The sequence below is a fragment of the Brevirhabdus pacifica genome (genome assembly GCF_002797755.1).
GTDB lineage: Bacteria > Pseudomonadota > Alphaproteobacteria > Rhodobacterales > Rhodobacteraceae > Brevirhabdus > Brevirhabdus pacifica.
In genome coordinates this window covers 1,353,368-1,378,302 of sequence record NZ_PGFI01000011.1, presented here as the reverse complement: position 1 = coordinate 1,378,302, position 24,935 = coordinate 1,353,368, and the positions used below count along the sequence as shown (strand labels likewise).

Here is a 24,935-nt window from a genome sequence, read left to right as displayed (position 1 = left end):
GTCAGCTGGGCGTCAGGAACGAGCGGTCCGAGTCGCTCAGGATGAAGCGGACAATCTCGCGGACATATTCGCTGTCGCTTTCGTCCCCGAGACGGCGGGCCCGGTCCTGGAAGGCGCCTTCGCCCTGCTTGAGCATCTGGAAGGCCGCCCGCAGCGCGGTGATATCCTCGCGCCCGACGCCGCGCCGCTTCAGCCCGACCAGGTTCAGCCCGTCAAGGACGCCGCGCGGGCCCTGCACCAGGCCGTAGGGGATCACGTCGTTCGTCACCATGGTGACCGCGCCGACGATGGCGCCGCGACCCAGACGAACGAACTGGTGCACGCCCGACAGCCCGCCGATGATGACGTCATCCTCGACAATGCAATGCCCGGCCAGTGCGGCTTGGTTGGCCATGACGACCCGGCTGCCGACCACGGCATCGTGGCCCACGTGGGCGCCGGTCATGAACAGGCAGTCGTCGCCGACGCGGGTGACGCCGCCGCCACCCTTGGTCCCGAGGTTCAGCGTCGCGCCCTCGCGGATGCGGTTGCGCTTGCCGACGATCAGGCGGCTCTTCTCCCCGTCGTATTTCAGGTCCTGGGGCACCTCGCCGACAACGGCGAAGGGGTAGATCACGGTCTCGTCGCCGATCTCGGTCCAGCCGGTGACGACGGCGTGGCTCTTGATCTCGACCCGTTCGCCCAGGATGACATCGGGGCCGATGACGCAGAACGGGCCGACACGACAGTCGGCGCCGATGCGCGCGCCCTCCTCGACGACGGCGCTGGGGTGGATCTGGGCGCTGGGCGCGATGCTCACCTGGCGGTCTCCGCGTTTTCGGGCTGAACACCCATCATGGCGGTGAACTCGGCCTCGGCGCAAAGCTTGCCCTCGACCTCGGCCCGGCCCGAGAATTTCCAGATCTTGCCGCCACCGCGAATCTTGGTGACCTTGAGCTGCAGCACGTCCCCCGGCACGACCGGGTTGCGGAACTTGCACTTGTCGATCCCCATGAAATAGACCAGCGCGTTCTTGTCCGCGAGGTTGGCCGAGACGCCCACCACGACGGCGGCGGTCTGGGCCATGGCCTCGACGATGGTGACGCCGGGCATGATCGGGTGATCGGGGAAGTGGCCCTGGAAATGGGGTTCGTTGCAGGTGACGTTCTTGATGCCGACCGCGCTTTCATGGGCGACGATGTCGACGACCTTGTCGATCAGCAGGAAGGGGTAGCGGTGCGGGATCAGTCGCTTGATCAACGCCAGGTCGGCGGTGGCGGGGATCTCTTCGGTCATGGACTGGTCCTTCGGAATGGTCATTGTCTGCCCCCGTGCTAGCAATCCCGGCGCAGGCGAACAAGCGTTCCCCCGCGCTTTGCCGCCGCGTGCGGGCAAGTCTGTTGCCCAATCGGCAACGCAGTCGCAAGGGTTGCGCGGGCCCGCGGCGCGGGGCCGGTCAGCGCCCCTCGGGGTCCGTGTCGGAGGGGGGCGAGACCGCCGGGTCGTCCTTGGGGCCTTCGGTATCCTTGCCCGGTTCGGGGGTGGTGTCGGGCGCGGGGTCACCTGCCTCGGCCGGGCGGCTTCCGTCTCCCAGGGCCGCATCGATGCGCTTGATCGCGATCTCGGTGATGTCGATCGCATTCGACGACAACACGATGGAGCGGCTGTCCAGGATCGCGACCGCACCCGATTCCTGCACAAGCTGTGCCAGCACGCCGAAACTTCCCTCGAAGAAGGCCTGCCGCTGCTGGTCCATGGCGCGGCCAAGGCTGCGTTCCTTGCCGTCCTGGGCGCGGCGGATGGCGACGACCTTCTCGTCGAAGGCGTCGGCCAGCTTGCGGAATTCCTCGGGGCTCATGCGCGAGCGGCGTTCGGTCAGGTCCTTCTCCTCGGCGACCAGACGCTCCTCGATTTTGCGGTTCTCGTCGGAGAGGCGCGCGGTCGCGGCCTCAATCTCCATCACAACACGTCGCCCGAAGGCACTGTTGCGAAACAGTTTATCCTGATCGATGGTCAGCAGCGGCGATTGCGGCACACCCAGTTCGGCGGCCTTCGCCGCGGGCACCGCAAAACCCGAAGGGGCCGCCCACAGGACAGCCCCTCCAAGGATCAGCGACAGCAGGCCGCGCATCCTAGAACTCGGTCGAGATCGTGAAGTCGAAGAACTGCGACTTGTCGTAGCTCTCTTTCTGGATGGGGCGCGAGAAGTTGAACCGCAGCGGCCCGATCACCGTCCGCCAGAAGACCGAGACACCGACCGAGGCGCGCAGGTGCGCCTCGTCGTCGACGCTGTTGGCGATGGGCGCGCCCTGGGGCCCGCCGTTGGTGTTGTCCAGGCCCCAGACCGAGCCCACGTCCATGAAGACGCCGCCGGTGATGCCGTATTCCTCGGGCAGGCCCACGGGGAACTCTGCCTCGACCCGGGCGACTGCGTAGTAGTTGCCGCCAAGGGCGTCCCGGTTGGTCGCGTTCAGATCGCGCGGCCCGATCGAGTAGGATTCAAAGCCCCGGAACTGGCGCGAGGACAGCTGGAAGCGGTCGGTGATGCGCGAATTGCCCGAAAGCGAGTTCAACGCGCCGGCCTCAAGACCTGCGCGAAGGGTGATCTCCTCGCGGGCGATCTTGCGCTCGCCGATCACGCGGGCGACCGATTTGACGTATTCGTTGTCGCCGCCAACCCCTGCGAAATCCTGCGAGAATTGCAGAAGGATGCCCGAGTTCGGGTCAAGCCCGACGCGCCGGGTGTCATAGCTGAGCGTGTAGCCCACGGCACTGGTCAGGACCGATCCGGCCTCCTTGTGGAGGATGTCGGACGAGTTCGGGCTGACGTTGTAGATCCGGTCTTCCTTAAGGATGTAGCGCAGTTCCAGGCGCGTATCCTCCGAGATCGGAAACTCGATCGACGGCTGGATGCGGGCCAGCGTGGTGTCGAAATCGGAATTGGCCTTCTCGGTCTCGACATAGGTCGCGTTGAACGAGAACCGCAGGTCCCGGTCCAGCAGGCGCGGCTCGGAGAAGTTGAAGCTGTATTGCTGGTTGTCGGTGCCGGCGCTGATGGTTGCGCCGATCTGCTGACCGCGGCCCAGGAAGTTCCGCTCGGAGAAGGAGACCGCAAGCCCGATCCCGGAGTCGGTCGAATAGCTGGCACCGAAGGACAGGCTGCCGGTGGGCTTTTCCTCGACATCCACGTCGATGATGACCTGCTGGGGCGAGGAGCCTTCGCGCGCCGAGACATCCGCCTGCTCGAAATAGTCGAGGGCGCGGATACGCTCGGCGGTCTGGCGGATCTCACGCGGGTTGAAGGGATCGCCCTCGACCACGCGGAATTCGCGCCGGATGACCTTGTCCAGCGTGGTGTTGTTGCCCTCGATATCGATCCGCTCGACGAAGATGCGGGGGCCGCGCGACAGCTGGAAATTCACATCCAGGGTCTGGGCGGCGTCGTTGCGGGTGATCTGCGGCTCGACCCGGACGAAGTTCAGGCCCTTCTTGATGGCAAGCCGCTCCATCCGCGCGATGGTGTTCTCGATCGCGGTCGGCGAGTAGGTGTCACCGCTGTCGATCTTGCTGACGGCCAGGAACTCCTGGGCATCGACGCCTGGCAGAGTGCTGCTTGCGGTCAGCTTGCCGAAGTCGAAGGATTGCCCTTCCTGGACGTTGAACGTGATGAAGAAGGCGTTGCGCTCGCGCGTCAGCTCGGAAGTGACGTCGAGGATGCGGAAATCGACATAGCCGCGCGACTGGTAGAAGTCGGTCAGCACCTGCTTGTCGAAATCAAGCCGCTCGGCGACGAACTGGTCCGAGGAGATGATCGCCCGCAGCAAACCGGCCTGCTTGGATTCCAGAACCCGGCGCAGGCGGCGGTCCGAGAAATTGCGGTTGCCCACGAAGCTGATCCGCTCGGTCGAGGCGACGCCGCTCTCGGTAATCTCGAACACCAGGTCGACGCGGTTGTTGGAACGGCGGATGATCTTGGGATCGACCGAGGCGGCAAGTCGCCCGGCCTGGCGGTAGGCGCCGGCGATAGCCTCGGCGTCCTGCTGGGCCTGGGCCGGCGAGAAGACCCGCCGCGGGGTCGAGGTGACCAGCTCGGCCAGCGCCTCGTCCTTGAGGCGGCGGTTGCCTTCGAAGCTGACGCGGTTGATCGTCGGATACTCGGTCACCTTGATGACCAGCTGCCCGCCCTGTGGCACGATCTCGACGGATTCGAACAGCCCGGTATCGGCGATACGCTGGTAGGCTTCGTTCACCTGACCGGCCCTGACGACCTGCCCGCGCGGGATGCCGGCATAGGTCAGGATGGTCGCCGTCTCGATGCGCTGGTTGCCCTCGATCCGGACGCTGTCGAAGCGGTAATCCTGCGCATGGACCGCCGGCGCGGCCAGTCCGATTGCCAGAGAGAGTGCCACAACCTGTGGGATACGCGCTGGTGTCCCGGACAAGATCGTGTGATTCAGCAGCGTCACTGCGCTTTTGATTGAGGGAAGCATGCTCGGCCCCTTGCCAGTCGGTTTATTATAGCCTGACTAGCGGCAAAGCCCTAACGTGTCAAAACGAACTCGCGCCCGATGCAGCATCTGCGCAACAGCGGCCGGGCACCGCCTGGCGCCCCGCGCCGAGCAGGGGGCGGAAGCTGGTTCGCGCCACCCCTTTCAGGGTGCCGCGCGCATCGATCCGGGATCAGAGAGAGGCGATATAGGCGCTCAGCGCCAATGCGCCACCGATGGTCGCAAGCCACAGAAGGCGGTCCAGGTTCAGGCCCAGAACAAGGGCCACGCCGCGATATCCCGAAGAAATGATCTGCATGGTCGAAGCCTTTCGTGGCCGGAGGTACGCATATGGCTTCGGATCGTGGGGGCGAAATCTGGCGCAAATGCGGCACGCGCCTGACCATCTCGTGACAATTCGAATGGCATTGCCGTGATCGGGCGACCCCATCGGGCGCCGCCCCGGCCCCCAACGGGGCCGGAAGGATCAGGGGCAGAAGATGTCGTTGCTAAGCGCAAAGACCATCAGCGTCACGATGAAGGCCAGCCCCACCGCGAAGAAAACCCGCAGCGCCCGGTCCGTGGGCGGCTTGCCGACCACGGCCTCGTAGGCGTGGAAGACCAGATGTCCGCCATCAAGAACCGGCACCGGGAAAAGGTTCAGAAGGCCGACGGCCGTCGACAGCACGGCGATGAACCACACGAAGCTCTGCACGCCCTGGCTGGCAGCGGCGCCAGAGGTCTCGGCGATGCCCAGCGGCCCCTGAAGGTTGCACGAGCTGATCGCGCCGGTGACGATATGCGCCAGCCCTGAAAGCGAGGATTTGACGATCGACCAGGTCTGCTGGATGCCGTAGCCCACGGCCTCGAACGGACCCGGCGTCTCGGTCAGCGGCTCGAAGAACAGCCCCCCCGAGACCCCGATCAGATAGCGGGTCTCAAACCCGCCCTCGGGCAGCGGCAGGTCGCGGCGCTGGGGCACGAGGGTCACGTCGAAGGTCTTGCCGTCCCGCCACACGCTCATCAGAAGCGGGCGGCCTTCCGAAACCTCGACGATCTGGCGCAGCTCGCGGAACGCGGTGATGGGCTTGCCCTCGATGGTTTGGATGACATCCCCCACCTCGAGGCCCACGTCCATCGCGGCCGATTTGGGGTGGATCTGGTCGATGCGGGCGGGCATCGGGAACGGACCCGTCACCTCGGTCACCTCGCCGTCACGGCGCACGGTGTATTCGACCGGGCCCAGATCCAGCGTGTCGGTCAGGGTGAAAAGTTCGCCGAAATCGGCGACCTCCTTGCCATCGACCGCCAGGATCTCGTCGCCTTCCTGCAGGGCGGATTGTTCCTGCGGCAGGGTCTTGAGGCTGCCGACGGTCGGTGTTTCGACCGCGACGCCCTGGGTCCACATGACGCCCGCGAAGACCACGATCGACAGGATGAAGTTGAAGACCGGCCCCGCCGCCACCGTGGCCGAGCGCCGCCAGAGGGCGGCACCGTGCATGGTGCGCTTGGCCTCTTCCGGCGTCATTTCGGAGATCTGCGAGCCGTCCTTGCCGCTGGCGGCGTCGGCGTCGCCCAGGAACTTGACGTAGCCGCCGAAGGGCAGCGCGGCCAATTGCCAGCGCGTGCCGTGCTTGTCGAAGGTCGAGAAGAGAACCGGCCCGAATCCGAGCGAGAAGACCTCGGCGTGGATGCCGCACCAGCGACCGACGATGTAATGCCCATATTCGTGAATGGCGACGATGATGCTCAAGGCAAGGATGAAAGCCCCGAAAGTTCCGAGAAACCCGCCGAAAGACGGCAACATATCGATCATACCAACACTCTCCTACGCCCGGACACGGGCGGAATCGATCGCCGCCTTACGTGCCAGATGGTCCACGTTCAGCACGTTATCAAGGTTAAACTCGGCACTTCCAAGTCTCGTTTCGGCAGAAAGCGTGTCCAACACATGTTCGACAAGCACAGCCATGTCCAAAAACCCGATACGTTTATCAATGAATAGGTCCAGCGCCGTTTCCTTGGCGGCGTTGAACGCGGCCCCCGCAAGGCCGCCGGCCTCCATCACCTCGCGCGCCAGGCGCAGGGCGGGAAAGCGGTTTTCGTCAGGCGCTTCGAAATCCAGTCGCCCCAGGGCGGCCAGGTCCAGCCGCTCGACGGGAACGTCACCGCGCCCCGGCCAGTGCAGCGCATAGCCGATGGCATGGCGCATGTCGGCCGGGCCCAGGTGCGCCAGGATCCCGCCGTCCCGGAAGCCCACCAGCGCGTGGACCAGCGATTGCGGATGGACCAGCACCTCGATCCGGGCCGGGTCCAGACCGAAAAACTCATGGGTCTCGATGATTTCCATCGCCTTGTTGAACATCGAGGCGCTGTCGATGGTGATCCGCTGGCCCATGTCCCAGTTGGGATGGGTCGCGGCCTGGGCCGGGGTCACCTGGCGCAACCGCTCCATGCTCCAGTCGCGAAACGGCCCGCCCGAGGCGGTCAGGATCACCCGCTCCACCCCTGCCGGATCCTCCTGGCCAAGGCATTGGAAGATGCCCGAATGCTCGCTGTCGACGGGCAGCAGCGTGGCGCCGTGACGCCGGGCCGTGGCCATCATCAGCGGGCCGGCCGCCACCAGGCTTTCCTTGTTGGCCAGCGCCAGTGTGGCGCCCTGCTCAAGCACCGCAAGCCCCGGCGGCAGACCGGCCGCGCCCACGATGGCCGACATGGCCCAGTCGACGGGTCGGCGGGCGGCCTCGATGATTGCATCGGCGCCGCTGGCGCATTCGATGCGCGTGCCCGCCAGCCGCTCGCGCAGCTCGGGCAGGCAGGACGGATGGGCGGTGACGGCAAGGCTGGCATCAAGGGCCCGGGCCTGTTGGGCCAGCAGCGCCACGTTGGCCCCGCCCGTCAGCGCGACCACGTCGTAAGCGGACGGATCAACGTCGCGGCCCCGCGTCAGCAGATCCACCGTGCTGACACCGATGGACCCCGTCGCGCCAAAGACCGAAACCTTGCGTGTCAAAAGCGGACCTCGGGCACCTCGACCAGGGAGGCCACGAGCAGCATGAACAGCGCCGCGCCCAGAAGGCCGTCGAACCGGTCGAAAAGCCCGCCGTGCCCGGGGATCAGGTTCGAGCTGTCCTTGACCCCTACCCTGCGCTTGAGCGCCGATTCGGCCACGTCGCCCATCTGCGAGGCAAAGGACAGCAGCATCGAGATCCAGATAAGATCGCGCCCGGCGGTGGTGTAGACAAGGAAGATCGCCCCCACCAGCCCCGCGCCGATCCAGCCCGCGACGGTGCCCGACCAGGTCTTCTTGGGGCTGACACGCGGCCAGAACTTGGGCCCGCCGATGAACCGGCCGGCGAAATATCCGAATACATCCGTCACCACGACGACGATCACCATCCAGAACAGCCACGTGACGCCGTTCAGGCTGCGGAAGGTCACCAGCCCGTAGCCCGCGATCAGGATGGCCGAAAAGAAGATCGCGTAGATCGACGAGCGGCGCGGCATGGTCAGCGTCGCCACCAACGCCAGGCCGATCACCCAAGGCAGGATCCACAGGGCACCGATCTGCGGCACCGCCATGATCAGCGCGACCGAAAACTGGCCGAACAGCACGCCGCGGGCCGCAACCTCCGGGGCGACCATGCGGGTCAGCTCCCAGATCATCAGCCCGGTCGCGATGGAAACCAGGGCCTGGAACCAGATCCCGCCCATCCAGATCGCGAAGACGCCGACGCCGACCATCACGGCGCCCGAGATCAGGCGCGGCATCAGGTCGTCCCAGCGTCCGCCTGTCTTGGGGGCGGCGCTTGCAGGGGACGTCGGGTGGGTCGTGGTCGAGGCCGAAAGCTCGCTCATGCAGGGACTGCTCCGAACCGCCGTTCGCGGTTTCCGAAATTTTCCAGCACCGACTCGAACACCTCGGGGGTGAAGTCAGGCCAGAGCGTGTCGATGAATTCATATTCCGCGTAGGCCGATTGCCACAGCAGGAAGTTCGAGATCCGCGCCTCGCCGCTGGTGCGGATCACCAGGTCGGGGTCGGGAAGGACGCAGGTATCGAGGAAACGCGCCAGCGTCGTTTCGTCCACCTCATCGGGGTGCAGGCGGTCGGCGGCGACCTCCTGGGCTAAGCGCCGGGTGGCGCGGGCCACCTCGTCGCGGCCGCCGTAGTTCAGGGCGATGGTCAGGTGGGTGCGGTCATTGGCGATCGTCAGCGCCTCGACCTCGTCCATCAGGGCACGGAGCTTGGCATCCAGCCGCACCCGGTCGCCGATGAAGCGGACCCGCACGCCCTGGCGCATGAACTCCTGCATCTCCTTGGCGATATAACGCCGAAAGAGCGACATCAGCCCCGCAACCTCGGACTGGGTGCGTTTCCAGTTCTCGGTCGAGAAGGCGAAGATGGTCAGGTAATGCACGCCCAGCTCTGGGCAGGCTTCCACGATCTCGCGGACACGGCGCGCGCCGGCCTGGTGCCCGAACAGGCGCGGACGCTTGCGTTGGGTCGCCCAGCGGCCGTTGCCATCCATGATGATGGCCACATGTCTCGGCCGGTTCTTTTGGGCTTCATCTGCCACGCGGGATATCCTGTACGCTACGCCTGGGACACTATACCGGATCGCGCCGGGCCCGCCTATGGGCCATGCGCGCCGGCGGGCGGCTCCCGGCCGCCCACCCGGTGATCAGACCTGCATGATCTCGGCCTGCTTGGACTCCAGCGCCGCGTCGATGGCGGCGATGTGCTTGTCCGTCATCTCCTGGATCTCGCCGGACCAGATCTTCTGGTCGTCCTCGCTCATGCCCGCGGACTTGGCATTCTTGATCTGGTCCATCCCGTCGCGGCGCACGTTGCGCACCGCCACGCGGGCGGCCTCGGCATATTGGGCGGCGATCTTGGTCAGCTCGCGGCGGCGTTCCTCGTTCAGCTCGGGGATCGGCAGGCGGATGACCGTGCCGTCCATGACCGGGTTGATCCCCAGCCCCGACTCGCGGATCGCCTTTTCGACCTTGTTGACCAGCTGCTTGTCCCAGACGGTGACGGTAAGCATCCGCGGTTCGGGGACGTTAACCGTGCCCACCTGGTTGAGCGGGGTGACCGTGTCATAGGCGTTGACCGTGATCGTATCCAGCATCGAGGCCGAGGCCCGCCCGGTGCGCAGGCTCTGGAATTCCGAGCGCAGCGCGGTCATGGCGCCATCCATGCGATGGCCAAGATCGTCCAGATCGATTTCGATATCGTTGTCTGCCATTTCTGGGTATCCGTTTTTTAGTCGATATTTGACTGGGTTGGCACAGCTATAACGTCAAGCGACCGAGCTTGTATAGGCTCAAGCCCGGCGGGCGCCCGATCGACGCCCCCGGCCGGCCCCGCCCAGACGGGCCTGTGGCCCACCACGGGGCGCCGGGCCCGGTCGCGTGACGCTCAGCCGTGAACGCGGGTATAGGTGCCTTTGCCCTCGAGGATGGTGCGGAAGCCGCCCGGCTCATCCAGCGAGAAGACGATGATTGGCAGGCTGTTGTCGCGGGCAAGTGCGATGGCCGAGGCGTCCATCACCTTCAGCCGCTTTTGCAGCACGTCGTCGTAGCTGACCTCGTCATAGCGGGTCGCGGTGGGGTCCAGCATCGGGTCCGCGTCATAGACGCCGTCGACCTTGGTGCCCTTGAAGATCGCCTCGCAGGACATTTCGTTGGCGCGCAGCGTGGCGGCGGTGTCGGTGGTGAAATAGGGATTGCCGGTGCCGGCGGCGAAGATGCAGACGCGGCCCTTTTCCAGATGACGGACGGCGCGGCGGCGGATGTAGGGCTCGCAGATCTGGTCCATGGGGATGGCGCTGATGACCCGGGTGAAGACGCCGATGGTCTCCAGCGCCGACTGCATCGCCAGCGCGTTCATCACCGTCGCCAGCATGCCCATGTAGTCGGCGGTCGTCCGCTCCATCCCCTGGGCGCTGCCTTGCAGGCCGCGAAAGATGTTGCCGCCGCCGATGACCATGGCAATCTCGACGCCCATGTCATGGACGCTCTTGACCTCCTGGGCGATCCGCTCGACCGTCGGCGGATGCAGACCGTAACCCTGGTCCCCCATGAGCGCCTCTCCCGAGATCTTCAGCAGAACCCGCTTGTAGGACACCTGATGGTCGCTTGGATTGGGGTCGGTCATGCGGGAGGGCTCCTTGTCTGGAAAATCGACGCGACAATGTGCCAAAACAGGATCACGTTCAACGCTTAAACGGCTTGTCGTCGGCCGGCGGCGGCATTACGCGGCGCCCTGACCGGACGATCAGCACGCCGGCTGCACGAAGGACCCTGATGAACACTGCCCCCCGCCCCGCAGATACCGCCCCCGACGCAGTGGATGCGCAGGTTGACCGCCTGCTGCGCGACCTGCCGCCCGATCGGCCGGTGCTGATCGCGGGGCCGACCGCATCGGGCAAATCGGCGCTGGCCGCCCGGATCGTGCGCGAGGGCGGCGGCCTCATCGTCAACGCCGACGCGCTTCAGGTCTATGGCAACTGGCGGCTGTTGACCGCCCGTCCTTCGGCCGGGGAAGAGGCCGCGCTGCCCCATCGCCTTTACGGCCACGTGGCTGCCGGCGACAGCTATTCGGTCGGCCACTGGCTGCGCGAGGTGGCGGAGATCCTGGAGGGGCCGAACGCCCCCCGCCCGGTTGTGGTGGGCGGCACGGGTCTTTATTTCCGCGCCCTGACCGAGGGGCTGGCGCCCATCCCCGCGACCCCCGCCGACCTCCGCGCCGAACTTGACGCCCGCCTGCGTGAGGAAGGCGTTGCGGCCTTGGCGGCGGAGCTTGTGCGCGAGGATCCGGCCACCGCGGGCGGCATCGATCTGGCCAACCCCAAAAGGGTGCAGCGCGCGCTGGAGGTCCTGCGCGCCACCGGTCGGGGCCTGCGCACCTGGCAGGACGCGACCCCTGCCCCGCTTTTGCCGATCGACCGGGTTCTCCCCATCGTCCTGAGCCCCGGGCGCGACGCGCTCAACGCCCGCATCGACCTGCGGTTCGACCAGATGATGGATCAGGGCGCGCTGGAAGAGGCCCGGGCAAACCTGCCCGGCTGGGATCCCGCGGCCCTGTCGTCGCGGGCAATCGGCGCGCCCGAACTCATCGCCCACCTGCAGGGCGAGATCGATCTGGCGACGGCGGTGGCGCGCGCCAAGATCGCCACCCACCAATACGCCAAGCGCCAGCGGACGTGGTTCCGGGCGCGGATGGGGAACTGGCACCCGGTGGTGCCGTTCTGAATACGACGCGACCCGGCCCCGCCGGTCGGGAGTCCGGTTGCAATCCGGCGGGATGTCGGCTCTGATTTGGATGTGAGGTTCGGGTATGGTCCGGGCGCTGGTCGGGGGCCGTTCGGGCGCCCCTCCGGGTTCGGCCGCACCAGCAAGGAGAGACCGATGTCAGATCCCAATTCCCGCCCCACGCACCCGCTGATCGCCGCCCTTGCCGAGGAGACCCGGGCCGGCGGGATGCCCCGGCGCGAATTCCTGGCCCGCGCCACCGCGCTGGGCGCCAGCAGCGCGGCCGCCTATGGCGCCCTTGGCCTGACCGCCCCCGCCATCGCCCAGCGGAAAACCGACGAGGCCGCCCCCCAAGGAAAGACATTGCGCATCCAGACAGAGGTGCGCGCCGGCCTCGACCCGCGCCTCTTCGACTGGAGCCAGATCGCCAATTTCACCCGCGGATGGCTGGAATACCTGGTCGAGTATCAGCACGACGGCACTTTCCGGGGCATGTTGCTGAGAAGCTGGGAGGTGAACGAGGACGCGACCGAGTACCTTCTTCACGTCCGCCCCGACGTGACATGGTCCGACGGACGCCCCTTCACCTCTGACGATGTGCTGCGCAACATCGCGCTCTGGTGCGACAGCACGCTTGAGGGCAATTCCATGGCCGGGCGCATGTCGGTCCTGATCGATCCCGCGACGGGCCAGTTGATGGATGGCGCCGCCGAGGTGGTGGATCCGCTGACCGTCCGGCTGGTGCTGCCGCGCCCCGATGTCTCGATCATCCCCGGCATGGCCGATTACCCCGCCGCGATCGTCCCCGAGGGGTTCGATCCCGAAGCGATCCTGACCCGCCCCGTCGGCACCGGCCCCTTCCTTCCCGAAAGCTTCGAGCTGAACCACCGCGCCGTGCTGGTGCGCAACACGGCCCACCGGTGGTGGGGTGCCGACACGCCGGGATACGGCGGCCCCCACCTCGACCGGATCGAGTTTCTGGATTACGGCACGGACCCCATGACCTGGGCCCGCGCCGCCGAGGCCGGCGAGGTCGACATGCTTTACGAAAGCGTCGGCAATTTCATCGAACTGATGGACCAGATCGGGTGGGAACGATCCGAAACACTGACAGCGAACACCATCGTCATCCGTGCCAAGCAGGGCGCCGAGATCGACGGGCGCAAACCCTATGCCGACCCGCGCGTGCGCCGCGCCCTGGCACTGGCGGTCGACAACGAGATCTGTCTAGAGCTGGGCTATGGCGGCCGCGGGCTGGTGGCCGCCAACCACCACGTCTGCCCGGTGCAGCCCGATTACGCCGACATCGGCCCGGCCGAGTTCGATCCGGTGCGCGCGCTGGAGCTGATGACCGAGGCCGGGTTCGCCGATTTCGAGCATGAGCTCGTCTCGATCGACGACGACTGGCGCAAGACCACCACCGACGCGGTGGCGGCCCTGCTGCGCGATGCCGGGATCAAGGTGCGCCGCACCAGCCTCCCCGGCGCGATCTACTCGCCCAACTGGGCCAGCTATGCCTTTTCGTCGACCAACTGGAACATGCGCCCCCTGGGGGTGCAGGTGCTTGCGCTGGGCTATCGCAGCGGGGCCGCCTGGAACGAGAGCGGCTTTTCCAACAAGGAGTTCGACAGCCTCCTCAACGAGGCGCTGGGCGTGCCCGTTGCCGACCGCCGCCGCAGCGTGATGCGACGGCTTGAAGAGATCCTGCGCGAGGAGGGCGTCATCATTCAGCCCTACTGGCGCTCGGTCTTCCGACACTGGCGCAAGGGCGTTTCGGGGGCCGAAACCCACCCGACGTATGAGCTGCATCTCTACCGGCTGGGGATCGAGGACTGATCGGGCGGCAGACGCCGCAGGCCCGGCCTTGGGATAAGTGTCAAATGACGCGGTGACAGGGAACATTCCGCCCCCGGACCGGTTGGCCATGAGTAGTCGTTCCCGACCCTCCCAAGGAGCCTTGCCCATGTCCTCGCCCGATCTGTCCTGGACCGCCCCCGTCATGCGCGCGGGCTATGCCGGGCGCGGCCTTGTCTATCTGGTGATCGCGGGCTTTGCCCTTTTCGCCATCGCCCGGGGTGAGCGGGCCGAGGGCACCGGATCGGCCTTGGAAAAACTTGAGACCAGCGCCTGGGGCCTTGTCGTTCTGGCCCTGATCGCGGCCGGCATGGCCGCCTACGCAGTCTGGCGGCTGGTCGACGCCTGGTTCGACCTTGAGGATTACGGCCACGAGATCAAGGGCGTGATCGCCCGGATCGGCATGGTCGTCACCGGGCTCATTCACCTGGCCATCGGCTTTGCCGCGGCGGCCGTCCTCTTCACCCGCTTCGACACTGACAAGCCCGGATCGGGATCCACCATCGCGGAATGGACGGCCAAGATCATGTCGCTGCCGGCCGGGATCCAGATGGTGGGCATCGCCGGCGCGCTGACTGTCGGCGCGGGCATCTACTATACCGTCAAGGCGGTGGGCCGGACCTACCAGGACCACCTCCGGTCCAACACGATCACCCGGCGCTGGGACTGGATCCTGCGCCTGGGCGTCCTGGGCCAGGCCGTGGTGGTGACGCTGATCGGCGCTTTCCTGACCTATGCCGCCTTCACCGCCGATCCCGAGCACGCGGGCGGCCTGCAGAAGGTCTTCGACTGGCTGAACGAGCAGGCCTTCGGCCCTGCACTCGTCGCTGCCGTCGCCGTGGCGTTGGTCTGCTTTGCCATCTTCTGCGTGGTCAACGCGCTTTACCGGATCATTCCCAAGGTGGACGGCGACAGCGTCGAGTCGCTGTCCAACTGGGCCCAGGCCCGGATGCGGGAGGCGACGGGGCGGGCCTGAGGCCAGTCCCCAAACACGCCCCCAACGATTTGAGATCACCTTTTCAGATGTTTGCACACCGAAGCTGACCTTGCGGCTCAATGGCCCCAGATGATGCGGACGTAATTGCGCGTCTCGCGGTAGGGCGGGATGCCGTTGTACTTGGCGACCGCTCCCGGGCCCGCGTTGTAGGCGGCCAGGGCATGGCGCCAATCTCCGAACCGCTTGAACTGCCGCTTGAGATAGCGCGCACCACCTTCCAGGTTCGAGACCGGATCATGGGGATCCACGCCCAGTCCCCGGGCCGTTGCCGGCATCAGCTGTGCCAGACCCAGAGCCCCTTTCGAGGATTTGGCCCGCGGGTTCCAACCGCTCTCCTGCTGCACGAGGCGCAGGAAAAGATCCTCGGGGATGCCGTGGCGGCGCGCGGCCTGCCGGGCGTGGGAAAGGTACTGACCCTTGTAGCTGCCGGAATAGCGCGGCGGCGCGACGCCGGGCCGCCCGGGTGCCGCGGCGGCGGGCGCGGGCCGGTATTGCGGTGTCAGACGGACCGAGGCCGCGTATTGCTTTGACAGTCGCTGATCCATCAGTCGCGCCTGCGACGAGAAGATCTTGGCACGCGATTTCGACGAGGCGCGCGCGCCCTCGGCGCTGAGCGGCGCGGGCAGCGACAGGGCAAGGCCCAGCAGGCCGGCAAGAAGGGTTTTCATGATACTGACACCATATTGTTACTGTCCCCCGCCGGACTATAGGCACAGGCCGGACGAATCCCAAACCCCACCCCGGGCCGGACTATACCGATGGGACGAATGGCTCTTCTTAATTGCCCGTTCACCCGATAACGTCCACGGTTAACAAATTCAGGATTCGATGGAGGCGCATATGGCAGGTTCGGTGAACAAGGTCATTCTCGTGGGCAATCTGGGGCGCGACCCCGAGGTTCGGACATTCCAGAACGGGGGCAAGGTCTGCAACCTGCGCATTGCCACCTCCGAGAACTGGAAGGACCGCAACACCGGCGAACGCAAGGAGCGGACCGAGTGGCATTCCGTTGCGATCTTCTCCGAACCCCTGGCCCGCATCGCCGAGCAATACCTGCGCAAGGGCTCCAAGGTCTATCTTGAGGGTCAGCTTGAAACCCGCAAATGGCAGGACCAGTCCGGTCAGGACCGCTATTCGACCGAGGTTGTCCTGCGTCCCTACAAGGGTGAGCTGACGCTGCTGGACAGCCGTGGCGGTGAAGGCGGCGGCGGTGGCGGCTACATGGCCGACCAGTCTGGCGGCGGCTATAGCGGCGGTGGCAGCGGCGGCGCCAACGACGGCGGCGGCTATGGCGGCCCGTCGGGTGCGGCCTCGGACCTCGACGACGAGATCCCGTTCTAAGCCTGCCGCAGCAATCGGCACGACTAAAGAAAACGGCGCGGTCCCCGGGGGCCGCGCCGTTCTTGTATCTGCTCCGGGACCTCAACCCACTGTTGGCCCGGCCCGGCTCAGCGCATGGAAAGCGCGTCGTCCAGAACCTCCAGCACGGCCTTGTCGGGCACGTCGCCGGTGACGAAAGCCTCGCCGATCCCGCGTGCCAGGATGAACCGCAGCTTGCCCTGAACCACCTTCTTGTCCTGACCCATCAGACCCAGCAGTCCCCGCGCGTCGGGCAGCGGGCCGGGAATGTCGGCAAGGTCGGTCTTCATCCCCATTTCGCGCAGGTGGGCGCGGACGCGGCCCGGCTCTTCCTGGGCACAAAGGCCAAGGCGTGCCGAAAGCTCGAACGCCAGGGCACAGCCGATCGCGACCCCCTCGCCGTGAAGCAGCCGGTCCGAATAGCCGGTCGCAGCCTCCAGCGCGTGGCAGAAGGTGTGGCCCAAGTTCAATAGCGCACGATCGCCCTGCTCGGTCTCGTCGCGAACGACAATCTCGGCCTTCATGGCCACAGAGCGGCGGACGGCCTCGATCCGGTCGGCCTCGGCGCCCGGATCCAGCAGGCCGGGGCCATGGGCCACCAGCCAGTCGAAGAAATCCGCATCCCCCAGAAGCCCGTATTTCACCACTTCGCCATATCCTGCCAGGAAATCGCGGCGCGGCAGCGTGTCCAGAACATCGGTGTCGGCCAGCACCAGCGCGGGCTGGTGAAAGGCACCGATCAGGTTCTTGCCCTGGGGCGCGTTGATGCCGGTCTTGCCCCCGACCGAACTGTCGACCTGGGCCAGCAGGCTGGTGGGGATCTGCACGAAACGGACCCCGCGCCGAAGCACGGCGGCGGCAAAGCCTGCCAGGTCCCCGATCACGCCGCCGCCGAGGGCCACAACCATGTCGCGCCGCTCGATCTTCTGTTCCAGCAGCCATTCGGTGGCACGGGTGAACTGGGGCCAGCTCTTGGTCGCCTCGCCGGGCGGCAGGGCCAGGGCGACCATCTCGATCCCGTGGGAGGCAAGCCCCGCGCGCAGGGTCTCGAGGTGCAGGGCGGCGACCGTCTCGTCCGAGATGACGGCGACCCGGGGCCGATCCAGCAGCGGCGCGATCAACTCGCCCGACCGTGCCAGCAGACCACCGCCCACGTGCACGTCATAGGCCCGCGTACCCAGCGGCACATGGACCACCGCGCCCGCGCGGCCGGTGGTGGCAGAGGGGGCGTCGGTGCGGGTTCCTGCGGTCATGTCGTCTCCTTGATGATGCCGGCGCGGGACAGGGTGTCGGCCACGGCCTCGGTCATGTCGGCAATGCTGTATTCGGCCCGCGCCTCGACGGCCAGATCGGCCAGCGCATAGACCGGCGCCCGGGCGCGGAACAGCTCTCCCAGCGTGCGGCGGGGATCGTCGGTGCGCAGCAGGGGGCGGGTCGTCTTGTGGCGCACCCGGCTCCAGAGCAGCGGCAGGTCCGCGTCAAGAAAGACCGACACGCCCCTGTCCGAGACAAGCTGTCTGATGCGGGGGCTGAGGAACGCGCCGCCGCCGGTGGACAGGACCGAGGGCGCACCATCCAGAAGCCGGGCGATCACCTGCTCCTCCTTCTCGCGGAAGAACGGCTCCCCGTAGCGGGCGAAAATCTCGGCGATGCTCATCGAGGCCGCGACCTCGATCTCGGCATCGGAATCCAGGAAAGGCACGTCGAGACGCTTGGCCAGGGCCGTCCCGATCGCGGTCTTCCCCGATCCCATCATGCCCACCAGCACGACGGTTTTTGCCAGCTCATTCGCCATTGGTGGCATTGTCCCGCTTATGAAAGAATCTTTGTTTGAATGGCGTGAACTCGGCCGGAAATCCATATATAAACTTCACATAATGCGACAACGACTTCGGGGCAGGAGCAGAGGCAGGATGAAGATACTACTGAAATTGCTGGTTTTTCTGATTGTAATCGGTTTTCTCGGGCTGACGGGCTATGCCTTTCTGGGCGACATGTCGCCCCGGGTGGAGACCAGTTCAACGCCTCTCACGCTTGATGTCGACTAGGCTCAACCTCTCTACGCTGTTTCTCGCAGTCGGCATGCCCCTGGCCGTTGTGGCCGAGGGGGACCGCCCGCTTTCGGCCATCGACTGGCTGAGCAGCGAGGATGCGCAGCAATCCCTGCGCGCGCCCGAACCGCCGGTCAGCCGCAGCGCCCTGCCGGATCAGGTCGCCACCTCGTCCATCGGATCGGTGCGGCGCGACGCGATCGGCCTGCTGCCGGCGCAGATTACCGGCCTGCCCGCCTCGCTCTGGGGCGATACGCGGGTCGACGAGCTGACCGCGCTGATCGAACAGCAGGAGATCGTGGCCCTGCCCTCCGTGCAGGCGCTTCTGATGATGGCACTTCTGGCCGAGGCCGACGCGCCCCTTGCCGCCGTCACAGCCGGGCCGCCCCCGGGCGACGGGGCCGTTTTCCGCGCCCGGGTCGCCAAGCTGATCGAGTTCGGCGCCATCGATCAGGCGGCCGCCTTGCTGGAACAGGTCGATCCCCATGATGTCGCCACCTTCGGCCAGGCCTTCGATGTCAGCCTGCTGCTGTGGCGCGAGGATCAGACCTGCGCGCGGCTGATGAAGTCGCCCGAGATTGCGCCGACCCTCTCGGCGCGGATCTTCTGCCTGGCACGCAGCGGTGACTGGAATACCGCAGCACTGACGCTGGAATCGGGCCGGGCGGTTGGGGCGCTGGATCCCGACTCGGCCCTGCTGCTGGCCCATTTCCTTCAGACCGAAGATCCCGAGCCGGGCCGCCGCCCCCGCCTGCCGCAGCCCGTTTCGCCCCTGGCCTTCCGCATCATGGACGCCATCGCCGAGCCCTTGCCCACCAATGCCATGCCCCTGGCCTTTTCCCATTCGGACCTGCGCGATACCGCCGGCTGGAAAAGCCAGATCGAGGCGGCCGAGCGTCTGACCCGCGTCGGCGCCGTGCCGGGCCGTCGCCTTTTCGAGATCTATTCCGACCGCCTGCCCGCCGCCTCGGGCGGGGTCTGGGACCGGGTCTCGGCGGTGCAGGTCCTGATCGCCGCCATCGGAGCCGACAACCCGGTCGCGGTCGGCAACGCCCTGCCCGACGCCTGGTCCGCCATGCGATCGATCCAGCTTGAGGTGGCCTTCGCCCGCCACTTCGGCCCCCAGATCTGGCAGGTCATGGCGGGCAGCAGGACCGCGCCCCTGGCCCCCGGCGGTCAAAGCCTGCCCCAGTCCATTCCGGGCGGCGACACGCCCGGCGCTGGCGTCCTGGGTCCCAACACCGACCTTGCCTTCCGCATCCTGATGCTCTCGGACCAGGCCGAGGAGGTCGCCCAGGCCTGGCAGCCCGAACAAGAGGGCGACCGCCTGCTGCGGGACCTGGCCATGGGCCGCCACCCTGCCCCCGATCAGGCCGCCAACACCATGGAAGAGGCGATCCTGCTCTCGGCCGAACCCGCAACCCCGCCCAGCGACGAGGATCCCGCCGCCGCCGCCGCCCGCCACATGTCCCTTGGCGAGACGATCCTTGAGGTCGCGCTGCTGCTGCGCCGGGGCATCGAGGCCGATCCCGGCGACGTGACCCGCGCGCTTCAGCTCCTGCGCGATTGGGGGCTTGAGTCGACCGCCCGCGCGGCCTCGCTCGAACTATTGCTGCTGGGGGACGAGGCGTGACGCCGGCCCATTGGCTTTCAGTCTTTCTGGAGGCCCAGGCGGCCGAGCTGGACAATTCCGAGAACACGCGCCTGGCCTATGCCCGCGACCTCAGGGATTACGCCGAATGGTTGGATGGGCGCGGCAAAAGCTATGCCGAAGCCACCCGCGAGGATGTCGAGGCATATCTCGTCCATTGCGACGCGCAGGGCTTTGCCCGCGCCACCCGCGCCCGGCGGCTGTCGTCCATCCGGCAGCTTTACCGTTTCGCCTATGACGAGGGTTGGCGCAGCGACAATCCGGCGATCCGCATCCGCGGCCCCGGCAAGGAACGAAAGCTGCCGCGCACCCTGACCGAGGCGGAGGTCGACCGCCTGCTCGAGGCCGCGCCGCTTCAGGCCCGCAACCCCCATGACGCCGCCCGCAACGCCTGCCTGATGCAGCTTCTCTATGCCACCGGCATGCGGGTCAGCGAGCTGGTATCCCTGCCCGTCGCCGCCGCCCGGGGCGATCCGCGCATGTTGTTGGTGCGGGGCAAAGGGGGACGCGAACGCATGGTGCCCCTGTCCCCGCCGGCCCGCGCCGCGACGCTGGAATGGCTGGAACTGCGCGATCGGGACGAGGATCTGGCGCGCCGGAACGGTGGCACGGCCTCGCCATACCTCTTTCCCTCGCGCGGAAAGCTGGGTCATCTGACGCGACACCGCTTCTACGTTTTGATCAAGGACCTGGCCGTCTTCGGTGGCGTCTCGCCCGAGAAGGTGACGCCCCACACCCTGCGCCACGCCTTCGCCACCCACCTTCTGGCCAATGGGGCCGACCTGCGTTCGATCCAGACATTGCTGGGCCACGCGGACCTGTCGACGACCGAGATCTACACCCATGTGCTGGACGAGCGTCTGAAGGAGCTTGTCCTCAACCACCACCCGCTGGCGCGCTGACCGGGGTCAGGACAGGGGCGGGCGCATTTCGGCGGGCAGGATGTCGGTGCTGGGCCAGGACCCATCGGTCAGCGTCGCGTGATAGCCTTGCGTCAACCCCGCGGCTTCCATCGCCTGGCGCGCGGCTTGCGCGTCATACTCCAACCGGTGGAACAGGACGCGGCCCTTGTCCAGCGTGGCAAAGCGGGTCGCGGCGCGGCCGTCGTGGGGCGGCAGGCCGATGACGCCCGCGTTGATCCAGTCGAGCCCATCGAACCGCCGGCGGAAGGCCAGCCCGCAATGGCCCGCAACGATGGTGTCGAGGGGGCCGGTTTCGGCCTCAAGGACCCGGCGTTCGTGGCGAAACCCCTCGTCGGGGGTAGAAGGCCAGAGGAAGCGGGCGATGTCGGTGGCTCCGCCATGCAGCACTGCGATCCGCCGGCCCTCGTGATAAAAGACGATCGCGTCGGGCAGGTCCGCCATCCACGCACGCGAGTCCGCCGGGGTCTGGGCAAGTGCGTGAGGATACCAGCCGCGCGACAGCAGATCGCAGGCGCTTCCGGCATCGAAGCCACAGCCGCAATCGGGGGCACCCTCGGCCAACTGCCGCTCGCAATTGCCGGCGACCACGGCCCCGCCCCGCGCCCGCACCAGCGCGACGGTGGCCGCGGCACCAGCGCCATAGGCCACCACGTCGCCGGTGCAGATCCGGCGCCCCGGCGGGATGCCAAGCCCATCGGCGCGCTCCATCAGCGCGCTTGTCGCCTGCAGGTTGGAATAGGGGCCGCCGTAGACCAGCACGCTGCCGGTGATCTCGCCCAGGTCCGTGATCCGCATCATCCCCTCCGCGCCTGCAACCGGGCCGCCGAAACACCGCGCGACCGGCGCCACACTTGATCGCACCCCACCCAGACCCCATAAGACGGAACGACCCGCGACTGAACCCCATGGCTGCAAAGGATCAATCAAATGCTCGACACCGGTTTCTGGATCACATCGGGCGCGATCCTGCTGCTGCTTGTGATGTCGGCCTTCTTCTCGGGGTCCGAGACGGCGCTGACCGCCGCCTCGCGCGGCAAGCTGCGCAGCCAGAGCGACAAGGGCTCGCGCGGGGCCACGACCGCCCTCGCGATCACCGAGGACAACGAGCGTCTGATCGGGTCGGTCCTGCTGGGCAACAACTTGGTCAACATCCTGGCAACCTCGCTGGCGACGGCGCTTTTCACACGGCTGCTGGGTGATTCCGGCGTCGCACTCGCGACGCTGGTGATGACGCTGCTGGTGCTGATCTTTGCCGAGGTGCTGCCCAAGACCTACGCCATCACCAATGCCGAGGCCGCCGCGGCCCTGGTAGCGCGCCCCATCGCCTTCGTCATCACCGTGCTGTCGCCTGTGGTCAGCGCGGTGCGCGCCCTGGTCCGGCTGCTGCTCAGCGTCTTCGGCGTGCGCACCGATCCCGACAGCCACATCCTTGCCGTGCGCGAGGAAATCGCCGGCGCCCTGCAGCTTGGCCATTCCGAGGGCGTGGTCGAGAAGGAAGACAAGGACCGCATCCTCGGCGCGCTGGACCTCAGCGACCGCGCGGTCGAGGAGATCATGCTCCACCGCAGCAAGATCGAGATGATCAACGTCGACGACGCCCCCGGCGACATCCTCTCGCAGCTGCTGGAATCGCGCTACACCCGCCTGCCCCTCTACCGCGACGATCCCGAGAACATCATCGGTGTCGTTCACGCCAAGGACCTGCTGCGGGCCATGGACAAACTGTCGCGCGGCCCCGAAGCCTCGGAGGACGCGCTGGAGAAATTCAACGTGCTCGACGTGTCGATGAAGCCCTACTTCGTGCCCGAGACGACGCCGCTCGACGACCAGATGCGCGAGTTCCTGCGCCGCCGCACCCATTTCGCGCTGGTGGTGGACGAATACGGCTCGCTTCAGGGTCTCATTACCCTTGAGGATATTCTGGAAGAGATCGTGGGCGAGATCACCGACGAATTCGACGTCGACGCCGAACACCCGATCCGCAAGACCGACGACGGCGCCTATTTGGTCGAGGGCGGGATGACGATCCGCGACCTGAACCGCGCAACCGAATGGAACATGCCCGACGAAGAGGCCAACACCGTCGCGGGTCTGGTGATCCACGAGGCCCAAATGATTCCGACCCAGGGCCAGGTCTTCAGCTTCCACGGCTTCCGTTTCGAGGTGGTGCAGCGCAAGGACAACCGCATCACCAAGCTGAAGATCCGCCCGCTCTGATCCATCGGCCCGCGCGGGCGCGGCGGAAAAGGGGCGCGCTCAGCGCCCCTTGAAAAGCCCGCCCAGCACCCCGCGCACGATGGCCGAACCCGCCCGCGTGCCCAGCGACCGCGCCATCGACTTGGCAAAGGCCGTGCCGATGCTGTCGCCCCGTCTCTTGCGCGTGCTGGACCGGCTGACACGGGTGCCGCTGTAGCGCCTTCCGGCGCTGTATTCGCGCGCGGCGGCCTCCTCCTCCTCGGCCTTCTCCTCGGCGCGCGCAGCCTCATCGGCGGCCTTGGCGGCCCGTTCGGCCAGACGCTCGAAGGCGCTGTCGCGGTCGATGGTCTTGGAATATTTCGGGCCCATCTCGTCCAGCGTGATAATCTGCGCCCGCTCGGCGTCGGTGATCGGGCCCAGTTGCGAGGATGGCGGCCGGATCAGAGTCCGCTCCACCACGCCGGGCACGCCCTTCTTTTGCAACATCGAGGTGACAGCCTCGCCGACGCCCACCTCGCGGATGGCCTCCTCGGTGTCGAAGCGCGGGTTCTCGCGGTAGGTCTCGGCCGCCTGCGCCAGCGCCCGCCGGTCGCGGGCCGTGAAGGCGCGCAGGGCGTGCTGCACCCGGTTGCCCAGCTGGCCCAGAACATCCTCGGGCACGTCGGCGGGGTTCTGGGTGACGAAATAGATCCCCACCCCCTTGGAGCGGATCAGCCGCGCCACCTGCTCGACCTTGTCGACCAGGGCCTTGGGCGCGTCGTCGAACAGCAGATGCGCCTCGTCGAAGAAGAAGACCAGGCGCGGCTTGTCGGGATCGCCCACCTCGGGCAGCTCCTCGAAGAGCTCGGACAGCAGCCACAGAAGGAAGGTCGCATAAAGGCGCGGAGAGCTCATCAACCGGTCGGCGGCAAGGATGTTGATCCGGCCCATCCCCTGGGCATCGGTGCGTATCATGTCTGCAAGTTGCAGCGCGGGCTCGCCGAAGAAGCCGGCGCCGCCCTGGTTTTCCAGCACCAGCAGCCGGCGCTGGATCGCACCGATCGACTGGGGCGAGACATTTCCGTATTTCAGCGACAGGTCGGCCCGGTTCTCGCCCACCCAGACCAGCAGCGATTGCAGGTCCTTGAGATCCAGAAGCGGCAGCCCCTCCTCGTCCGAGACACGGAAGGCGATGTTCAGGATCCCTTCCTGCGCCTCGCTCAGGTCCATCAGCCGCGACAGAAGAAGCGGTCCCATCTCGGCAACCGTGCTGCGCACAGGATGGCCCTGTTCGCCGTAGAGGTCCCAGAAGGTAACGGGGAACGCGCGATAGGCGTAATCGTCAAATCCGATGGTGGCGGCCCGGTCCGTGAAGGCCTGATGCAGCTTGAAGTCGGCCGAGCCTGACTTGGCCAGCCCCGACAGATCGCCTTTGACATCCGAAAGGAAGACCGGCACGCCCCGGGCCGAGAAGGACTCGGCCAGGATCTGCAGTGTCACGGTCTTGCCGGTGCCCGTCGCCCCCGCGATCAGCCCGTGGCGGTTGGCGTATTTCAGCGCCAGCAGCTGCGGTTCTGCGTAATTCTCGCCGCCGCCCCCGATGAAGATGTCTTCGGCCATGTCTGCGTCCCTGTTCTGCCTTGCGGTCGTTGGTCTTGCCTGCCCTGCGCGGGCACGGGCTGCCCATCGCCGGGCGCCCCCACCTCCTTGATACAGCCTTAAGGAGTTTATGCCAGTTCTGAGGGGCCGGCCCGGACAGTCCGGGCGGCATACCTCCCTGTCGACTGGCCGTGCCCTCGTGGCACGGTCCTTTTTTGCCTGCCTGCGGGTGTTGCGGGCAGAGTCGGACCGGCCGTCGCGGGGATCCACGCAAAGCTTCCCTTACGTCATAGATGCTGACCGGACTGGCGCCCGCCTCGGGAAAAGCGGGTCATATTGTCGGGTTAAGCCCCGAAATTGACAGTTGACGGGTGCGTCGGAAGACCGTAGCGTTTCCTTAGAACAAGTCGGCCAGTCCGACGGGGAGAGAACGGAAAAAGGGTCCTTCACGGGGCCCTTTTTTCTGCGCGCCGTCCGGAAGCCTTCCTGCGCTGGTGCCTTTTGGCCGCCTGCCGCCTTGCCCCCGTCGCCCCCACCCTGCCATGCCCCCGTCCGCCTGCCGGTCCTAAGCGATTCCCCGCCGTAGGCCCCTGACAGTCGCGG

The 24,935-nt window shown here is 66.8% G+C and carries 24 protein-coding genes; 8 read left to right on the top strand and 16 right to left on the bottom strand.

Features of this window, described 5'->3' with window-relative positions; all coding sequences use genetic code 11:
* Position 1: 1 nt before the first annotated feature.
* The 11 genes from lpxA to pyrH form a co-directional block, all read right to left on the bottom strand.
* On the bottom strand, positions 2-799 hold the full coding sequence (lpxA, locus tag CLV77_RS06550; RefSeq protein WP_083707644.1) for an acyl-ACP--UDP-N-acetylglucosamine O-acyltransferase: 798 nt from the start codon (positions 797-799) through the stop codon (positions 2-4).
* Positions 796-1,275 carry a 3-hydroxyacyl-ACP dehydratase FabZ gene (fabZ, locus tag CLV77_RS06545; RefSeq protein WP_076978732.1) on the bottom strand — a complete coding sequence of 160 codons (480 nt, stop codon included), beginning with the start codon at positions 1,273-1,275 and terminating at the stop codon, positions 796-798. The genes lpxA and fabZ overlap by 4 nt, the downstream gene beginning before the upstream one ends.
* 160 nt (positions 1,276-1,435) lie before the next feature.
* The gene (locus CLV77_RS06540; RefSeq protein ID WP_076978733.1) at positions 1,436-2,110 is read right to left on the bottom strand and encodes an OmpH/Skp family outer membrane protein; all 675 of its coding nucleotides are present in this window, start codon (positions 2,108-2,110) and stop codon (positions 1,436-1,438) included.
* A gap of 1 nt (position 2,111) precedes the next feature.
* Positions 2,112-4,469, bottom strand: coding sequence for an outer membrane protein assembly factor BamA (gene bamA / locus CLV77_RS06535; protein ID WP_076978734.1), 2,358 nt, complete (start codon positions 4,467-4,469; stop codon positions 2,112-2,114).
* Between the two features lie 190 nt (positions 4,470-4,659).
* Positions 4,660-4,785: a hypothetical protein gene (locus tag CLV77_RS16820; RefSeq protein WP_257787324.1), complete on the bottom strand. Its 126-nt coding sequence runs from the start codon at positions 4,783-4,785 to the stop codon at positions 4,660-4,662.
* 168 nt (positions 4,786-4,953) lie between these two features.
* Positions 4,954-6,282: an RIP metalloprotease RseP gene (gene rseP / locus CLV77_RS06530; protein ID WP_076978735.1), complete on the bottom strand. Its 1,329-nt coding sequence runs from the start codon at positions 6,280-6,282 to the stop codon at positions 4,954-4,956.
* Positions 6,283-6,294: 12 nt separating this feature from the next.
* Positions 6,295-7,479 (bottom strand): 1-deoxy-D-xylulose-5-phosphate reductoisomerase, encoded by a 1,185-nt coding sequence (gene dxr / locus CLV77_RS06525; protein WP_076978736.1) that lies wholly within the window; start codon positions 7,477-7,479, stop codon positions 6,295-6,297.
* Positions 7,476-8,324: a phosphatidate cytidylyltransferase gene (locus tag CLV77_RS06520; protein WP_083707645.1), complete on the bottom strand. Its 849-nt coding sequence runs from the start codon at positions 8,322-8,324 to the stop codon at positions 7,476-7,478. Before CLV77_RS06520 ends, dxr begins: the two co-directional genes overlap by 4 nt.
* Positions 8,321-9,007 carry a polyprenyl diphosphate synthase gene (uppS, locus tag CLV77_RS06515; protein WP_280522644.1) on the bottom strand — a complete coding sequence of 229 codons (687 nt, stop codon included), beginning with the start codon at positions 9,005-9,007 and terminating at the stop codon, positions 8,321-8,323. Before uppS ends, CLV77_RS06520 begins: the two co-directional genes overlap by 4 nt.
* Before the next feature lie 141 nt (positions 9,008-9,148).
* Positions 9,149-9,715, bottom strand: a complete 567-nt coding sequence (gene frr, locus CLV77_RS06510; RefSeq protein WP_076978738.1) for a ribosome recycling factor — start codon at positions 9,713-9,715, stop codon at positions 9,149-9,151.
* 173 nt (positions 9,716-9,888) lie between these two features.
* Positions 9,889-10,626: a UMP kinase gene (pyrH, locus tag CLV77_RS06505; protein WP_076978739.1), complete on the bottom strand. Its 738-nt coding sequence runs from the start codon at positions 10,624-10,626 to the stop codon at positions 9,889-9,891.
* Positions 10,627-10,775: 149 nt separating this feature from the next.
* Here pyrH and miaA point away from each other — a divergent pair, with 149 nt between their 5' ends.
* The 3 genes from miaA (at position 10,776) to CLV77_RS06490 (ending at position 14,553) form a co-directional block, all read left to right on the top strand.
* Positions 10,776-11,723 (top strand): tRNA (adenosine(37)-N6)-dimethylallyltransferase MiaA, encoded by a 948-nt coding sequence (gene miaA, locus CLV77_RS06500; RefSeq protein ID WP_083707646.1) that lies wholly within the window; start codon positions 10,776-10,778, stop codon positions 11,721-11,723.
* A gap of 156 nt (positions 11,724-11,879) precedes the next feature.
* On the top strand, positions 11,880-13,559 hold the full coding sequence (locus tag CLV77_RS06495; RefSeq protein WP_076978740.1) for an ABC transporter substrate-binding protein: 1,680 nt from the start codon (positions 11,880-11,882) through the stop codon (positions 13,557-13,559).
* Positions 13,560-13,686: 127 nt separating this feature from the next.
* Positions 13,687-14,553 carry a DUF1206 domain-containing protein gene (locus CLV77_RS06490; RefSeq protein WP_083707647.1) on the top strand — a complete coding sequence of 289 codons (867 nt, stop codon included), beginning with the start codon at positions 13,687-13,689 and terminating at the stop codon, positions 14,551-14,553.
* Positions 14,554-14,630: 77 nt separating this feature from the next.
* On the opposite strand, the gene CLV77_RS06485 is transcribed toward CLV77_RS06490, so the two are convergent.
* Positions 14,631-15,242, bottom strand: coding sequence for a lytic transglycosylase domain-containing protein (locus CLV77_RS06485; protein ID WP_076978742.1), 612 nt, complete (start codon positions 15,240-15,242; stop codon positions 14,631-14,633).
* 172 nt (positions 15,243-15,414) lie between these two features.
* Between CLV77_RS06485 and ssb the strand changes: the two genes are divergently transcribed.
* Complete coding sequence (gene ssb / locus CLV77_RS06480) at positions 15,415-15,915, top strand: single-stranded DNA-binding protein (protein ID WP_076980930.1); 501 nt, start codon at positions 15,415-15,417, stop codon at positions 15,913-15,915.
* 107 nt (positions 15,916-16,022) lie between these two features.
* Here ssb and aroB read toward each other — a convergent pair whose 3' ends face one another.
* Both aroB and CLV77_RS06470 read right to left on the bottom strand, forming a co-directional pair.
* Positions 16,023-17,186: a 3-dehydroquinate synthase gene (aroB, locus tag CLV77_RS06475; protein ID WP_076978743.1), complete on the bottom strand. Its 1,164-nt coding sequence runs from the start codon at positions 17,184-17,186 to the stop codon at positions 16,023-16,025.
* Positions 17,183-17,728 (bottom strand): shikimate kinase, encoded by a 546-nt coding sequence (locus tag CLV77_RS06470; RefSeq protein WP_076978744.1) that lies wholly within the window; start codon positions 17,726-17,728, stop codon positions 17,183-17,185. The genes aroB and CLV77_RS06470 overlap by 4 nt, the downstream gene beginning before the upstream one ends.
* A gap of 118 nt (positions 17,729-17,846) precedes the next feature.
* Between CLV77_RS06470 and CLV77_RS16815 the strand changes: the two genes are divergently transcribed.
* Genes CLV77_RS16815 through CLV77_RS06460 form a run of 3 tightly spaced genes read left to right on the top strand, consistent with a single transcriptional unit; the run spans position 17,847 to position 20,537 of the window.
* On the top strand, positions 17,847-17,981 hold the full coding sequence (locus tag CLV77_RS16815) for a hypothetical protein (RefSeq protein ID WP_257787325.1): 135 nt from the start codon (positions 17,847-17,849) through the stop codon (positions 17,979-17,981).
* A gap of 34 nt (positions 17,982-18,015) precedes the next feature.
* Entirely contained in the window at positions 18,016-19,617 is a 1,602-nt protein-coding gene (locus CLV77_RS06465; protein WP_076978745.1) for a hypothetical protein, read from the top strand.
* Positions 19,614-20,537, top strand: a complete 924-nt coding sequence (locus CLV77_RS06460) for a site-specific tyrosine recombinase XerD (RefSeq protein ID WP_076978746.1) — start codon at positions 19,614-19,616, stop codon at positions 20,535-20,537. The genes CLV77_RS06465 and CLV77_RS06460 overlap by 4 nt, the downstream gene beginning before the upstream one ends.
* Positions 20,538-20,543: 6 nt before the next feature.
* Here the strand turns inward: CLV77_RS06460 and CLV77_RS06455 are convergent, their stop codons facing one another.
* Entirely contained in the window at positions 20,544-21,353 is an 810-nt protein-coding gene (locus tag CLV77_RS06455; protein WP_076978747.1) for a metallophosphoesterase family protein, read from the bottom strand.
* A 132-nt stretch (positions 21,354-21,485) separates the two neighbouring features.
* Here CLV77_RS06455 and CLV77_RS06450 point away from each other — a divergent pair, with 132 nt between their 5' ends.
* Positions 21,486-22,775, top strand: a complete 1,290-nt coding sequence (locus CLV77_RS06450; RefSeq protein WP_076978748.1) for an HlyC/CorC family transporter — start codon at positions 21,486-21,488, stop codon at positions 22,773-22,775.
* 39 nt (positions 22,776-22,814) lie between these two features.
* Here CLV77_RS06450 and CLV77_RS06445 read toward each other — a convergent pair whose 3' ends face one another.
* Entirely contained in the window at positions 22,815-24,353 is a 1,539-nt protein-coding gene (locus CLV77_RS06445) for a helicase HerA-like domain-containing protein (RefSeq protein WP_076978749.1), read from the bottom strand.
* Positions 24,354-24,935 lie beyond the last annotated feature (582 nt).

Bases quoted from the DNA above. Each gene is read 5' to 3' on its own strand.
- fabZ (WP_076978732.1), bottom strand. From the start codon at position 1,275: ATGACCGAAGAGATCCCCGCCACCGCCGACCTGGCGTTGATCAAGCGA.
- CLV77_RS06540 (WP_076978733.1), bottom strand. From the start codon at position 2,110: ATGCGCGGCCTGCTGTCGCTGATCCTTGGAGGGGCTGTCCTGTGGGCG.
- bamA (WP_076978734.1), bottom strand. From the start codon at position 4,469: ATGCTTCCCTCAATCAAAAGCGCAGTGACGCTGCTGAATCACACGATC.
- CLV77_RS16820 (WP_257787324.1), bottom strand. From the start codon at position 4,785: ATGCAGATCATTTCTTCGGGATATCGCGGCGTGGCCCTTGTTCTGGGC.
- rseP (WP_076978735.1), bottom strand. From the start codon at position 6,282: ATGATCGATATGTTGCCGTCTTTCGGCGGGTTTCTCGGAACTTTCGGG.
- CLV77_RS06520 (WP_083707645.1), bottom strand. From the start codon at position 8,324: ATGAGCGAGCTTTCGGCCTCGACCACGACCCACCCGACGTCCCCTGCA.
- frr (WP_076978738.1), bottom strand. From the start codon at position 9,715: ATGGCAGACAACGATATCGAAATCGATCTGGACGATCTTGGCCATCGC.
- pyrH (WP_076978739.1), bottom strand. From the start codon at position 10,626: ATGACCGACCCCAATCCAAGCGACCATCAGGTGTCCTACAAGCGGGTT.
- miaA (WP_083707646.1), top strand. From the start codon at position 10,776: ATGAACACTGCCCCCCGCCCCGCAGATACCGCCCCCGACGCAGTGGAT.
- CLV77_RS06495 (WP_076978740.1), top strand. From the start codon at position 11,880: ATGTCAGATCCCAATTCCCGCCCCACGCACCCGCTGATCGCCGCCCTT.
- CLV77_RS06490 (WP_083707647.1), top strand. From the start codon at position 13,687: ATGTCCTCGCCCGATCTGTCCTGGACCGCCCCCGTCATGCGCGCGGGC.
- CLV77_RS06485 (WP_076978742.1), bottom strand. From the start codon at position 15,242: ATGAAAACCCTTCTTGCCGGCCTGCTGGGCCTTGCCCTGTCGCTGCCC.
- ssb (WP_076980930.1), top strand. From the start codon at position 15,415: ATGGCAGGTTCGGTGAACAAGGTCATTCTCGTGGGCAATCTGGGGCGC.
- aroB (WP_076978743.1), bottom strand. From the start codon at position 17,186: ATGACCGCAGGAACCCGCACCGACGCCCCCTCTGCCACCACCGGCCGC.
- CLV77_RS06470 (WP_076978744.1), bottom strand. From the start codon at position 17,728: ATGGCGAATGAGCTGGCAAAAACCGTCGTGCTGGTGGGCATGATGGGA.
- CLV77_RS16815 (WP_257787325.1), top strand. From the start codon at position 17,847: ATGAAGATACTACTGAAATTGCTGGTTTTTCTGATTGTAATCGGTTTT.
- CLV77_RS06465 (WP_076978745.1), top strand. From the start codon at position 18,016: ATGCCCCTGGCCGTTGTGGCCGAGGGGGACCGCCCGCTTTCGGCCATC.
- CLV77_RS06455 (WP_076978747.1), bottom strand. From the start codon at position 21,353: ATGCGGATCACGGACCTGGGCGAGATCACCGGCAGCGTGCTGGTCTAC.
- CLV77_RS06450 (WP_076978748.1), top strand. From the start codon at position 21,486: ATGCTCGACACCGGTTTCTGGATCACATCGGGCGCGATCCTGCTGCTG.
- CLV77_RS06445 (WP_076978749.1), bottom strand. From the start codon at position 24,353: ATGGCCGAAGACATCTTCATCGGGGGCGGCGGCGAGAATTACGCAGAA.